A 13,649-nucleotide genomic window follows, 5' to 3' on the forward strand; every position below is an offset into this window, starting at 1 on the left:
AATCACCATGTCTGAACAAACCACCACTCCGGCAGTCGAGAATCAGCTCGAGCTGAACAACGAAATGCAGGAGCGTCGCTCCAAGCTGGCCGCCCTGCGCGCCCAGGGCAATCCCTTCCCCAACGACTTCCGTCGTGACAGCCTGTCCGGCGATCTGCACGCCGAGTTTGGCGACAAGAGCGCCGACGAGCTGACGGCCTTGGGTAAACGGGTGAAGATTGCCGGTCGTATCATGACCCGCCGGATCATGGGTAAGGCTTCCTTTGCGACCCTGCAGGACATGGCTGGCAAGATCCAGATCTACGTGACCCGTGACGATCTGCCGGAAGGCTTCTACAACGAGCAGTTCAAGAAGTGGGATCTGGGCGACATCGTCGGCGTGGAAGGGACCCTGTTCCGCACCAACACCGGCGAGCTCTCCGTCCACGTCTCCACCATCCGTCTGCTGACCAAGGCGCTGCGTCCGCTGCCCGAGAAGCACAAGGGTCTGACCGATCAGGAAGCGCGCTGCCGCCAGCGTTACCTGGATCTGATCGCCAACGAAGAGTCCCGCAAGACCTTCATGATCCGCACCCAGGTGGTCTCCGGCATCCGCAAGTTCTTCAACGAGAAGCGCTTCATGGAAGTGGAAACTCCCATGATGCAGGTCATCCCGGGTGGTGCCTCCGCGCGTCCGTTCGTCACTCACCACAATGCGCTGGACATCGACATGTACCTGCGTATCGCCCCCGAGCTCTATCTGAAGCGGCTGGTGGTCGGTGGTTTCGAGCGCGTGTACGAGATCAACCGCAACTTCCGTAACGAAGGCATCTCGGTGCGTCACAACCCCGAGTTCACCATGATCGAGTTCTACATGGCCTATGCCGATTACATCGATCTGATGGACCTGACCGAGGAGCTGCTGCGCACCCTGGCCCAGGACATCCTGGGTGACACCAAGATCCATTACGCCAAAGAGGGCGAAGAGGGCCTGACCATCGACTTCGGTCAGCCGTTCCAGCGCCTCACCATGGTCGAGTCCATCCTCAAGTTCAACGCGGATGTGACCCTGGACGATCTGGCCACCCTGGAGAGCGCCAAGGCCGTCGCCAAGCGTCTGCACATCGATCTGATGAAGGGCTGGGAGCTGGGCCACGTGATCACCGCCATCTTCGAAGAGACCGTGGAGCACATGCTGCTGCAACCGACCTTCATTACAGAATATCCGGCTGCCGTTTCCCCACTGGCCCGTCGCAACGACCAGAACCCGGACGTGACCGACCGCTTCGAATTCTTCATCGGTGGCCGCGAGCTGGCCAACGGCTTCTCCGAGCTGAACGATGCGGAAGACCAGGCCAAGCGCTTCCAGGATCAGGTGAACCAGAAAGAAGCCGGTGACGACGAAGCCATGTTCTACGACGCGGACTTCGTGACCGCGCTGGAGCACGGCCTGCCGCCGACTGCCGGTCAGGGCATCGGTATCGACCGTCTGGTGATGCTGTTCACCAACAGCCACACCATCCGCGACGTCATCCTGTTCCCGGCCCTGCGTCCGCAACAGAAATAAGCCCGAGGCGCAGGCCTGGCCTGCCCCTCGATGGCAACGAAACGCCCCGCATCTGCGGGGCGTTTTTTATGGACAAGAGAAACTGCCGGCGAACCGGTACATCCGGCTGGCAGCTTATGGGGCGGGCGGCAGCAGCCACTCCCCCTGCCACAGGGTCAGCGCCTGACCCGACATCCACACCCTATCCCCCTGCAACTCGAGCACCAGCTCCCCGCCCCGCGCGGAGATCTGGCGCGCCCTCAGTTGCGTCTTGCCGAGGCGCTCGGCCCAGAAGGGCACCAGGGCGCAGTGGTTGGATCCGGTGACCGGATCCTCCTCCACCCCGACCCAGGGGGCGAAGTAGCGGGAGACGAAGTCATCGTCCGTGCGGCTGGAGGGCGCCGTCACCATCAGGCCGCGACCGGGCAGCGCGCGCAGGGCGTGGAAATCCGGCTTGAGCGCCCTCACCTCCTCCTCGCTCCCCAGCTCCAGCAGGAACTTGGCGCCGGCCGCCAGGGTTTGCAGCGGCCGGCAACCGAGCGCTGCGGCGTAGGCCGGATCCAGGGTCAAGGGAGCAAGCGAGAGACGGGGGAAATCGAGCCAGATCCAGTCGCCCTCCCGCGCCGCGGTCAAGACGCCGCTGCGAGTCTCGAAGCGCAGTACCTCGTCAACTGCCGCCAGCCCGGCCTCCCAGAGGGCGTGGGCCGCCGCCAGGGTGCCGTGGCCACAGAGATCCACCTCCAGCGCCGGGGTGAACCAGCGCAGTCCATAATGCGCTTTCCCTATCGGCATGAGGAAGGCGGTCTCCGACAGGTTGAACTCGGCCGCCATGGCCTGCAGCTCGGCATCGGACCGCTCGGGCCCCAGCACCACCACGGCCGGGTTGCCACCGAAGGGGCGCTGACTGAAGGCATTGACATGAAACAGTTTGGTCGTCGACATCGGCTTATCCTGTGAGGTGGCATGAGGGATTCATTACGGCTCTTTTATACCACCATGCCCCGGCACCGGGCAGTCTGATGACTTTCTAAATTCATAAATAGCATAAAGAATAAGTTTATATTCTTTGTTGCCATTCATCAGGCCCCTTACCCTGACTAAAAATCAGACCATGGAAGACCTGTGTGATGCAATTGACAGCCCCTTTACCCAACCTGAGCCCGCTCTCCGATGAGCAGCAGCGCCAACTGAACCAGGTCCTCTCGACCCTCAACACCCAGCAACTGGCCTGGGTGAGCGGTTATCTCTACGGCCTCTCCCAGTCCACTGGCCAGGTAGCCGGCCAGCCGGTAGCCACCGCAGGCGCGGCACCCGCCGGTAGCCTGACCATCATCTACGGCTCCCAGACCGGCAACGCCAAGGGCGCGGCGGCCGCTATCCAGAAACAGGCCGAGGCTCAGGGCCTGCCGGTGACCCTGGTCTCCATGGCCGATTACAAACCCAAGCAGCTCAAGAAAGAGAGCCACCTGCTGGTGGTAGTGAGCACTTACGGGGAGGGGGAGCCGCCGGAGAGCGCGGTGGATCTGTTCGAGCAGCTCAAGAAGGGCAAGATAGGCAAGCTGGAGGGGCTCAAGTTCGCCGTGCTGGGGCTGGGCGACAGCTCCTACGAATTCTTCTGCCAGACCGGCAAGGACTTCGACGACTTCCTGGCAAAGGCGGGCGCCGAGCGCCTTCATGAACTCGCCAGCCTGGATGTGGACTACCAGGCGGCCGCCAAGGCCTGGGGCGAGCAGGCGGTCAATGCCGCCGCCACGACCCTCTCTGCCGGCACGGCAACCGCCAGTGTGGCCGGTGCGGTACAAAGTGCCGTCGGTCACAGCCAGTATCACAAGGAGAATCCCTTCCCGGCGCGGTTGTCGGTCAATCAGAAGATCACCGGCCGCGATTCCACCAAGGACATCCGCCATATCGAGATCAACCTTGAGGAATCCGGCATCCAGTATCAACCCGGCGACGCCCTCGGCATCTGGTTCGACAACGATGCCAGTCTGGTGGGCGAGGTGCTGGCTCTGACCGAGCTGCGCGGTGATGAAGTCACCTCCAAGGGCCCCCTGCGCGAAGCCCTGACCCGTCACTTCGAGCTGACCCGACTGCACGGCGGCTTTATCACAGGCCTGGCCGACATCTCTGGCAACGCCGCCCTGAAGGACCTGGCGGGGGACAAGGCCCAGGTCAATGCCCTGGTCGCTGCGGCCCAGGTGGTGGATGTATTGAAACGCTTCCCGGCCAAGCTCAGCGCCGAGCAGCTGGTCAGCCTGCTGCGCCCGTTGACCCCCCGCCTCTACTCCATCGCCTCCGCCCAGAGCGAGGTGGAAGAGGAAGTTCACCTGACCGTGGGGGTGGTGCGCCATCCCCAGGCCGATGGCACCCTGCGCTCGGGCGGCGCCTCCTCCTATCTGGCGGACAGGTTGCCGGAAGAGGCCGAAGTGCGGGTGTTCGTGGAGCACAACGACAACTTCCGCCTGCCGACGAGCCCGGATACCCCCGTCATCATGGTGGGCCCCGGCACCGGCATAGCGCCGTTCCGCGCCTTCCTGCAGGAGCGGGAAACCACAGGGGCAGAGGGCAAGAACTGGCTGTTCTTCGGCAACCCCCACTTCACCCAGGACTTCCTCTATCAGGTGGAGTGGCAGCGCTATGTGAAATCCGGCCTGCTGTCGAAAATTTCCCTGGCCTTCAGCCGGGATCAGGGCCACAAGATCTATGTGCAGGACAGACTGCGCGAGGCGGGCCTCGAGCTCTACCAGTGGCTGGAGGCCGGCGCCCACTTCTACGTCTGTGGCGATGCCAACCACATGGCGAAAGATGTGCAGCAGGCCCTGCTGGAGGTGATTGCCGAACATGGTCACAAGAGCCATGAGGAAGCAGAAGAGTATCTGAGCGAATTGCGTCGTGCCAAACGTTATCAAAGGGATGTCTATTGATGAGCAAGCAAACAATCTCGAAGCAAGAAGCAGGACCGGTTGAAGGGCCATTGTCCGACAACGAGCGCCTCAAGCGTGAAAGCAACTTCCTGCGCGGCACCATAGAGAAGGATCTTCAGGACCCGCTCACCGGCGGCTTCAACGGTGACAACTTCCAGCTGATCCGCTTCCACGGCATGTATCAGCAGGATGACAGAGACATCCGCGCCGAGCGCACCGCCCAGAAGCTGGAGCCGCTGCACAACGTCATGCTGCGGGCTCGCCTGCCCGGCGGCATCATCACCCCGGCCCAGTGGCAGGTGATCGACAAGTTTGCCGAGGAGCACAGCCTGTACGGCAGCATCCGCCTCACCACCCGTCAGACCTTCCAGTTCCACGGTGTCTTGAAGCGCGACATCAAGCTGATGCACCAGACCCTGAACAGCACCGGTATCGATTCCATCGCCACCGCCGGCGACGTGAACCGCAACGTGCTCTGCACCAGCAACCCGGTGGAGTCCGAACTGCACCAGGAGGCCTACGAGTGGGCCAAGAAGATCTCCGAGCACCTGCTGCCCAAGACCCGCGCCTACGTGGAGATCTGGCTGGACGGTGAGAAGCTCGGCGAGGATGAGGAGCCCATCCTGGGATCCAACTACCTGCCGCGCAAGTTCAAGACGACCGTGGTGATCCCGCCCCACAACGACGTGGACATCCACGCCAACGATCTGAACTTCGTGGCCATCAGCGATCACGGCAAGCTGGTGGGCTTCAACGTGCTGGTGGGCGGGGGTCTTGCCATGACCCACGGCGACACCAGCACCTACCCGCGCAAGGCGAGTGACTTCGGTTTCATCCCGCTCTCCCACGTGCTGGAGGTGGCAGCCGCCGTGGTCAGTACCCAGCGCGACTGGGGCAACCGGGTCAGCCGCAAGAACGCCAAGACCAAATACACTCTGGAGCGGGTCGGCGTCGAGGCCTTCAAGGCCGAGGTGGAGAGCCGCGCCGGTATCGCTTTCGAACCGGTGCGTCCCTATGAGTTCACCAGCCGCGGCGATCGTTTCGGTTGGGTCGAGGGGATCGATGGCAAGCACCACCTGACCCTGTTCATCGAGAATGGTCGCCTGCTGGACTTCCCGGGCAAGCCCCTCAAGACCGGCATGCTGGAGATCGCCAAGATCCACCAGGGGGATTTTCGTCTCACCGCCAACCAGAACCTCATCATCGCCGGGGTGCCCGCCGGCGAGAAGGCGCGCATCGAAGCCCTGGCGCGCCAGTATGGTCTGCTGGATGACGGCGTGAGCGAGCAGCGCAAGCAATCCATGGCCTGCGTGGCCCTGCCCACCTGCCCGCTGGCGATGGCAGAAGCCGAGCGCATGCTGCCGGCCTTCGTCACCGACATCGAAGCCTTGCTGGCCAAACACGCCCTGGCCCAGGACGCCATCATCTTCCGGGTCACCGGCTGCCCCAACGGCTGTGGCCGCGCCATGCTGGCGGAGGTGGGGCTGGTGGGCAAGGCCCCCGGTCGCTACAACCTGCACCTGGGTGGCAACCTGGAGGGGACCCGGATCCCGCGCCTCTATCAGGAGAACATCACAGAGCCGCAGATCCTGGCCGAGCTCGACACCTTGATCGGCCGCTGGGCCAAGGAGCGCAACGGGGCCGAGTGCTTCGGTGACTTCGTGATCCGCGCAGGGGTGGTGGCCCCGGTCATCGACTCCGCGAGGGACTTCTATGCAGCCTGAACAGACCGATGGCGGGCTGCCTGAGCTGACCGTCGACGGGCGGCTCGATCTGCAGGCGCTCCTGGCCCTCGGCCGGGAGCAGCAGACCGAGGCGCTGGCCCCTATCAATCAGGCGCTGGAAGCCATGAGCGCCCCGGAGCGGGTGCGCTGGGCGCTGGCTAACCTGCCGGGAGAACACGTGCTGTCGTCCAGCTTTGGTATCCAGGCCGCGCTGATGCTGCACCTGGTGAGCCGCGAGCGGGCCGAGGTGCCCGTGGTGCTGACCGATACCGGTTATCTGTTCCCCGAGACCTATCACTTCATCGACGAGCTGACCGATCGCCTCGCACTGAACCTGCGGGTCTACCGGGCCGAGCACTCCCCCGCCTGGCAGGAGGCGCGCTTCGGCAAGCTGTGGGAGCAGGGAGTGGAGGGGATCACCCGCTACAACCAGCTCAACAAGGTGGAGCCCATGGACAGGGCCCTGCGGGAGCTCGGCGCCCGGACCTGGTTCTCCGGCCTGCGCCGGGAGCAGTCCGGCAGCCGGGGCCAGCTGCCGGTGCTGGCCATCGCCCGCGGCCGCTTCAAGTTCCTGCCGGTCATCGACTGGAGCAACAAGGACGTCTTCTACTACCTCAAGGAGTTCGACCTGCCCTACCACCCCCTGTGGGAGCAGGGCTATCTGTCGGTCGGCGACGTGCACACCACCGCCAAGTGGGAGCCGGGCATGAGCGAGGAGCAGACCCGCTTCTTCGGCCTCAAGCGCGAGTGCGGCCTGCACGAGGAGAGCGGCGAACAAGGCGGCTCCGATCGCTGATCCCGCCCGCCATCGCACGGCCCGAGAATAAGACAACGCCCGGCAACTGCCGGGCGTTTTGTTTGCTGTTTCGTTTGCTGAAGACCAGCGGGCCGAGGTGTACAGAGGGTACCCCTTGCCCGCCGGCTCGGCCTACTGCGCGGCGGCGCGGGCCTGGGTCAGCCAGTCTTCGACCTGGGCCTGGTGCCCCTTGAGCCAGGCATCCGCATGACGCTCCACATCCGCCGGCTTGTTCTGCCCCTTGTTCATCAGGCCGTTCTGGATGTTGATGTCGTTCAGCGGCAGCTTGACGATGCTGAACAGCTTGGCGGCCGCCGGGTTGGCATCGGTGAAGGCCTTGTTGGCGACTATGTGCATGGTGTTGACGGCAAAGCCGTAGTTCTTGCCATTCGGCAAGCGGGTCTGGTCCGCCCCCCTGGCATCGGCCGGCACCTCCAGCCACACCACGTCCCGCCCCGGCACCAGCTCGCTGCTGAGCCAGTAAGGGGTCCAGGTGTAATAGAGCACCGGCTTGCCGCTCTGGTAGCGGGCCAGGGTATCGGCGACCAGGGCCGCGTAGTTGCCCTGCTTGTGGCTGACGGTCGGGGTCAGGCCGAACTCGTCGAGATGCTGGTTGATCGCCCCTTCGCAGCCCCAGCCCGGGTTGCAGCCCACCAGATCGGCCTTGCCGTCGCCGTCGCCGTCAAACAGCGCCGCCAGCTTGGGATCCTTGAGCTGGCCCAGGTTGGTGATGCCGTATTGAGTCGCGGTCTGCTTGTCGATGAGATAACCCTGGGCGGCACCGGCCACATAGGTCCCCTGACGGAAGAACACCTTGTCGCCCCCCGCCTGTTCGTACTTGTCGTCCTGCAGCGGGATCCAGTTAAAGGCCAGGAAGGTGCCATCCCCCTGCGCCACCGAGGCGTAGGCCACGTTGTAATCCACCTCCTGCGCCGGCTGTACCTCATAACCCAGCCGCGTCATCAGCTTGCTGACCAGCAGGCTCTGGAACGCCTCCTCCGGCAAGGAGCTCTGCAGGGGCTGCACCTTGACCCCCTCCCCCGGCAACGCTGTGCTGGCCATAGCGAGGGAACTCAGCAGCAGGGCGCTCAGGGTCAATCCTTTGGTGATCTGTTTCATGCATTTACTCCTTTGTAATCGAGGGATTTGCCGCGGCCGCACAGGCGCAGCAGCAGAGCGACGGGGCCGCGCTGATACCAGCGGCCGACCCGGCTGCGGTCCGGCTGCCCCATCGCCTGGGTCAGTCGGTCGAGGACTATGGCCAGCAGCACTATGCCGAGGCCGCCGATGGAGGCGAGCCCCATGTCGAGGCGGCCTATGCCGCGCAGCACCATCTGCCCCAGACCCCCGACCGCTATCATGGAGGCGATCACCACCATGGAGAGCGCCAGCATCAGGGTCTGGTTGACCCCGGCCATGATGGTGGGCATGGCGAGCGGCAGCTGTACCTTGAACAGCAGCTGGGAGGGGCTGGCACCGAACGAGTGGGCCGCCTCCACCAGATCGGCGGGCACCTGGCGGATGCCCAGCATGGTGAGACGGATCATCGGCGGCAGGGCGAAGATGACGGTCACCACCACCCCGGGCACGTTGCCTATGCCAAACAGCATGACGATGGGGATGAGGTAGACGAAGGCCGGGGTGGTCTGCATGGCATCCAGCAGCGGCCGGGTCCAGGTGGAGAGCCGCTCGCTACGGGCCAGCAAAATGCCGACCGGCAAGCCTATCAACACGCAGAAGAAGAGGGAGGTCAGCACCAGGGACAGGGTCACCATGGCATCGGACCAGGCGCCGATAAGGCCAATCATCACCAGAGAAACGAGGGTGCCGAGCGCCATGCGGCCGCCCACCAGCTGCCAGGCGATCAGGGTCAAGAGCCCCATCATCAGGGTGGAAGGCACCGTCTGCAGCAGCTGGGTCATGGCCCCCAGGGCCAGCTCCACCGGCGCGCGGACCAGCTGGAACAAGGGCCGCAGGTTCTCCACCAGCCAGCCGATGCCCCCTTCTACCCAGGTATCCAGCGGCACCAGGGCCTGCTGGAAGGGATCCAGCCAGTCGACGGCGGCACTGTTATCGACGACTGCGATCTGGTTCTGCCAGTCTGCCGCCTCTGTGGCCGTACTGCCCCAGGGATCCTCGGCAGTGGTGGTGGTCGCAGTGCCCCAGGGATCGGCCTGCGCCTCGTCGGCCCGGGCGGGGCAGCTCGCCAATAACAACAGTGCCAGCAAGCCGGCCAGCAGACGGTGAGGGATCAAATTCATAGCGGGGTACTCCTGTCCAGGGTGTTCAGCAGGTTGGCCTTGGAGATAAGCCCAAGGTAGGTGCCATCCTGCTCGACCACGGGCACCTGACAGGGTGCGGCGGCCACCTGGCTGATGAGTTCGTTGAGGGAGGTGTCGGCCAGGATGGGCTGGATATCGGCCAGCAGCGCCTGCTCCAGGCTCCCCCTGTCACGCACCGCCTGACTCAGCGACTCGACCGAGACGACCCCAATGAAGTGGCGGCTGCGATCCACCACGTAGCCGTACTCCCGCTCCAGCTCCTTGAGCTGGCGCAGGGCGTTGCCCGGCCCGTCGGTGGTGTGTTTCTTGATGAGCGGCGTCTGCTTGCGACTGGCCACATCCCGGGCGCTGAACACGTTGGCGAGATCCACCCCGCGAAAGAAGGCGCGCACATAGTCGTTGGCGGGCTGGTTCAGGATCTCGTCCGGGGTGCCGACCTGCACCACCTGGCCATCCTGCATGATGGCGATGCGATCGCCGATGCGCATCGCCTCGTCCAGATCGTGGGAGATGAAGACGATGGTGCGCTGCTGGCTGGCCTGCAGCTTGAGCAGCTCGTCCTGCATCTCGGTGCGGATCAGCGGATCCAGCGCGGAGAAGGCCTCGTCCATCAGCAGGATGTCGGGGTCGTTGGCCAGCGCCCTGGCCAGGCCGACCCGCTGCTTCATGCCGCCGGAGAGGGCATCGGGGTAGGCGTCAATCCACTGCCCCAGGCCCACCTGATGCAGCGCCTGACGGGCACTCTGCTGGCGCTCCGCCAGCGGCACCCCGGCCAGCTCCAAGCCGAAGGCGGTATTTTCCAGCACGCTCAGGTGGGGCATCAGGGCGAAGGACTGAAACACCATGCTGATCTTCTTGCGCCGCACCTGGCGCAGCTCGCTGTCCGAGATGGCGGCGATGTCCTCACCGTCGATCAGCACCTGACCACGGGTCGGCTCGATGAGGCGGTTGAAGAGCCGCACCAGAGTGGACTTGCCCGAGCCTGACAGGCCCATCACCACAAAGATCTCCCCCTCGTGGATGGCCAGATCGACCCCCTGCACCCCCAGGGTCTGTCCTGTCCTGTGCAGGATGCTGGCGCGGTCGTGGCCTTTTGCCAGCAATTTGAAGGCCTTTTCCGGATGTTCTCCGAAGATTTTATAGAGTGATTTGACTTCGAGTTTGACTGTCATATTGTCCTTTTTTTATGGCCGGCATATTGCTGTTCCTGCTGCCGAACGCGAACCAATTACTTTCAACACTAAGTAATTTCAGGTCTAAACAAAAGAACCATAAGAGTCTCAATAAAATGCAATGTCTATAATGCATTGATTTTAAAGCATTCTTTTTTAGACAAAAAATTCAACAAAACACCGAAAATGACCGCATAAAGGTCAAATTATCGATTTTAAATTCAATTGATTAGCCATATATATGGAAGATTCTGGCGGCAAAAGTGCAGGAAATCACGATCTGGTGAGCCAGGGCATCTGGCGTTTGCACGCTCACAAAAATGATTACACAGCTAACCATTTTAATGCGATAAAAAGAGGGGGATTCGGGAAGGTGCTTGGCGAAGCCAAGGTCGCTGCCACCCGGCCTGGACATTGGCAAAAAAAAGCCCCTCGCAACGGGAGGGGCCTGCTTGGTGCGAGTGGACTAGCGTCGCTGCCAGGTCTCGAAACGGTAGGGGTGCGGGTTCTTCTCGTCCGCCGGGTGCGCCTCGCGCTCTAGGCACAGCCACTCCCCCTCGTCGAAGGCGGGGAAACGGGTGTCCCCCGGGACCGCCAGCTCGATCCGGGTCAGGTAGAGGCGATCCGCCCTCGGCAGCAGCTGGCCATAGAGATGGCCGCCGCCGATCACCATCAGCTCATCCACCGCCTCGCCGCTCGCCAGCAGCGCCAGCGCGGCCTCGACCGAATCGACCACCTCCACCCCCTCGACCCGGTAATCGGGGTTGCGGCTGATCACCAGGTTGCGGCGCCCGGGCAGCGGCCGACCGATGGACTCGAAGGTCTTGCGCCCCATCAGCACCGGCTTGCCGAGCGTGACCCGCTTGAAGTGGGCCAGATCGGCGGGCAGATGCCAGGGCATCTGGTTGTCCAGCCCGATTACGCGATCCTGCGCCATGGCGGCAATCATGGAAATTTGCATGGGTTCAGCCTCTTGCAGCCTGTCTCAGACAATGGGCCGGTTACGGTACACGACCAGGGAGGGGATCGCCAAACCGAAACTGAGCGCCCCCACGATAAACAGCACCTTGAGGCCATTGGTCACCGCATGATGGATAAGCTCGGTCGTCACCCCCGAGATGTTGAGCTCCACCACGGCGATCATGGTCTTGAACGCATAGACACCCGGGATCATGGGGATGATGGAGGCGACGCTGAACACCGGCCGGGGGGCCAGCAGACGCTGCGACCAGTAGACGCAGACAAAGCCGACCGTGGTGGACGCCGCCAGGGTGGCCCACTCGATGGGCATGCCGTAATGGATCAGCAGGGTGCGCAGGCTGTGGGCCAGGGCACCGCCCATGGCGCAATACTTCAGCATGCGCGGCGGCACGTTGAACAGCATGGCGAAACCCACCGCCGGAATGGCCGACCAGAACGCATCCCTAGCCAGCAGCAGGAGCAGATCCATCATGGTGTTTCCCCCAGCCGAACCGGCAACTGCTGGCGGCGGATAAGCGCTGCACCTAGGGGGAATGGCCCTGGCCCGCAGGCCCTTTCATTTCGCCTCATATCGAGTCCCACCACAGCTTCCAGCCCCAGATCCCGGTGACCGACATGGCCAGCACTATACCGATGACGGCGCTGACGGTGAGCAGGGTCGCCGTGCCCCAGCGGGCCAGCCCCAGATTGAAGTAGCCCTTCACCATGTCGGACACGGCGTTGATGAGCGGGAAGCCCGGCACCAGCAACAGCACGCTGGCCGCCATGGTGAGATAGGGTTGGTCTCCCCACTGGAAGTAGGTGGCGCTGGAGGCGATCAGGGTGGCGACAAACCCGGTCACGGCGAAGTTGATGAGCGGGCTGTGATGATGGCGGGCCATCAGCTGGCGCACCCGCATCGCCACCGCAGAGGCGACGAAGGTCACCAGGAAGATGGGCCAGTCGCCGCCGAACAGCAGGCTGAAGGCACCGCAGGAGAGCCCCACCATGGGCACCACCAGCCAGGGGTGATAGTGGAATGGCACTATGCCGTCGAGCCGCTGGCGTACCTCCCGCACCCCGACAAGCTCCTTCTCCGCCAGGATGCAGAGGCGCTGAACCTCGCACACCACCTGCATGTTGATGCCCTGATCCCGCACCCGGCGGGTGGTGGTGACGCAGTTGCCCTGATAGAGGCTGGTCAGCACTATGGCGCTGGCGGAGATCGCCATCTCGACGCTCTCCAGCCCCAGTGCCAACCCGAGCCGGACCGTGGTCTGCTCTATGATGCGCCCCTCGGCCCCATGTTGGGCCAGCAGTTGGCCCACCTTGACGATGATCCGGGTGATCTCTGTCTGTTGTTCCGGTGACAGCACCCTTCTTGGCGTGATACTTCTCATAATCCCTTAGAGTCGTAGCAAAATAAAAGGTATCGGTATATTACCCCAATCATTAATTACCTTCATCTGGAACGGACGCTCGGCCCAATTAAGGCATTAATAAATCAGCCAGCACGGATTATTTGCAGCAAATAAAAAACAAGCCACCACATTGATTAACAACATGATGACTTGCTCTGAAAAAAACGCTGAAAATAGTGAGTAAATATCAATAAATTATTTATCTCTACGATGTTCGGAGAGCCGAACAATATTATTTCCCGACAACATATTGCCGCCCCCAAATGGCGGCTCGTCATTAAGATGATTGAGCTGACTGCGCATGGTGAAGAAGGACTCGTGCATCATGTTGGCGATCCGGATGCAGCTGTCCAGATTGTTCTTGGCCAGCCGACGCTGACAGTCGATGCGAAATTGCAGGCCCCGCAGGCGCCGCTGCCGATCGGGCCCCACCTGCTCGATCAGGGCATCTATCTGCTGGTGCAGCAGCTCATCGAGCCGTTCCGGTTCGGCAAGGGCCCAGTGTTTCAGGGTATCGAAATCAGGCAGCTCCATATGCCCTCCTGGCCAGAGGCCTCATGTGTGACACTTCATGACTACGTTCAGCACATAATTTCACCGTCCGTAATGAAGGTTATATAAGATGGCGGCGGATCTGGTTCAGTCAGTACGCGTCACTGGAGTCCGGTTTTGAAGAAATGGCGGGATACTGCGGGGGAGTTAAAGATTTATTCTTTATGGATCATATGATTATCAACGGAGCATCGACGCTACTTTTTTTATAAATTTTATCGGCCCATATCATGGGCTTTATTCCCAAACCATCGACAAACGCAGGATTGTTTTCGTTCGAACCAGATTATCCT

General features: G+C 62.4%; 12 protein-coding genes. 4 read left to right on the top strand and 8 right to left on the bottom strand.

Annotated features, from left to right (window positions below; genetic code table 11):
* Positions 1–7: 7 nt before the first annotated feature.
* Positions 8–1,546: a lysine--tRNA ligase gene (gene lysS / locus MM194_RS16015; RefSeq protein WP_241344110.1), complete on the top strand. Its 1,539-nt coding sequence runs from the start codon at positions 8–10 to the stop codon at positions 1,544–1,546.
* Between the two features lie 114 nt (positions 1,547–1,660).
* On the opposite strand, the gene MM194_RS16020 is transcribed toward lysS, so the two are convergent.
* A complete protein-coding gene (locus MM194_RS16020; RefSeq protein WP_241344111.1) occupies positions 1,661–2,467 on the bottom strand; it encodes a PhzF family phenazine biosynthesis protein in 807 nt (268 codons plus the stop codon).
* A gap of 185 nt (positions 2,468–2,652) precedes the next feature.
* Between MM194_RS16020 and MM194_RS16025 the strand changes: the two genes are divergently transcribed.
* Genes MM194_RS16025 through MM194_RS16035 form a run of 3 tightly spaced genes read left to right on the top strand, consistent with a single transcriptional unit; the run spans position 2,653 to position 6,969 of the window.
* Complete coding sequence (locus tag MM194_RS16025) at positions 2,653–4,449, top strand: assimilatory sulfite reductase (NADPH) flavoprotein subunit (RefSeq protein ID WP_241344138.1); 1,797 nt, start codon at positions 2,653–2,655, stop codon at positions 4,447–4,449.
* Positions 4,449–6,173 carry an assimilatory sulfite reductase (NADPH) hemoprotein subunit gene (gene cysI, locus MM194_RS16030; protein WP_241344112.1) on the top strand — a complete coding sequence of 575 codons (1,725 nt, stop codon included), beginning with the start codon at positions 4,449–4,451 and terminating at the stop codon, positions 6,171–6,173. The genes MM194_RS16025 and cysI overlap by 1 nt, the downstream gene beginning before the upstream one ends.
* Positions 6,163–6,969, top strand: coding sequence for a phosphoadenylyl-sulfate reductase (locus tag MM194_RS16035; protein WP_241344113.1), 807 nt, complete (start codon positions 6,163–6,165; stop codon positions 6,967–6,969). The genes cysI and MM194_RS16035 overlap by 11 nt, the downstream gene beginning before the upstream one ends.
* 132 nt (positions 6,970–7,101) lie before the next feature.
* On the opposite strand, the gene proX is transcribed toward MM194_RS16035, so the two are convergent.
* From proX to MM194_RS16070, 7 genes are all read right to left on the bottom strand, one after another.
* Positions 7,102–8,088: a glycine betaine/L-proline ABC transporter substrate-binding protein ProX gene (proX, locus tag MM194_RS16040; RefSeq protein ID WP_241344114.1), complete on the bottom strand. Its 987-nt coding sequence runs from the start codon at positions 8,086–8,088 to the stop codon at positions 7,102–7,104.
* Complete coding sequence (proW, locus tag MM194_RS16045) at positions 8,085–9,230, bottom strand: glycine betaine/L-proline ABC transporter permease ProW (protein ID WP_241344115.1); 1,146 nt, start codon at positions 9,228–9,230, stop codon at positions 8,085–8,087. Before proW ends, proX begins: the two co-directional genes overlap by 4 nt.
* On the bottom strand, positions 9,227–10,423 hold the full coding sequence (gene proV, locus MM194_RS16050; RefSeq protein WP_241344116.1) for a glycine betaine/L-proline ABC transporter ATP-binding protein ProV: 1,197 nt from the start codon (positions 10,421–10,423) through the stop codon (positions 9,227–9,229). The genes proW and proV overlap by 4 nt, the downstream gene beginning before the upstream one ends.
* Positions 10,424–10,889: 466 nt before the next feature.
* Positions 10,890–11,384 (bottom strand): type 3 dihydrofolate reductase, encoded by a 495-nt coding sequence (folA, locus tag MM194_RS16055; RefSeq protein ID WP_241344117.1) that lies wholly within the window; start codon positions 11,382–11,384, stop codon positions 10,890–10,892.
* Between the two features lie 24 nt (positions 11,385–11,408).
* The gene (locus MM194_RS16060) at positions 11,409–11,876 is read right to left on the bottom strand and encodes a threonine/serine exporter family protein (RefSeq protein WP_033129977.1); all 468 of its coding nucleotides are present in this window, start codon (positions 11,874–11,876) and stop codon (positions 11,409–11,411) included.
* A gap of 94 nt (positions 11,877–11,970) precedes the next feature.
* Positions 11,971–12,783, bottom strand: a complete 813-nt coding sequence (locus MM194_RS16065; RefSeq protein ID WP_042644225.1) for a threonine/serine exporter family protein — start codon at positions 12,781–12,783, stop codon at positions 11,971–11,973.
* Between the two features lie 216 nt (positions 12,784–12,999).
* Positions 13,000–13,338: a DUF3135 domain-containing protein gene (locus MM194_RS16070; protein WP_241344118.1), complete on the bottom strand. Its 339-nt coding sequence runs from the start codon at positions 13,336–13,338 to the stop codon at positions 13,000–13,002.
* Between the last annotated feature and the right edge of the window lie 311 nt (positions 13,339–13,649).

Origin of the sequence: Aeromonas sp. MR16, assembly GCF_022549315.1 — a bacterium.
Taxonomy (GTDB): domain Bacteria; phylum Pseudomonadota; class Gammaproteobacteria; order Enterobacterales; family Aeromonadaceae; genus Aeromonas; species Aeromonas aquatica.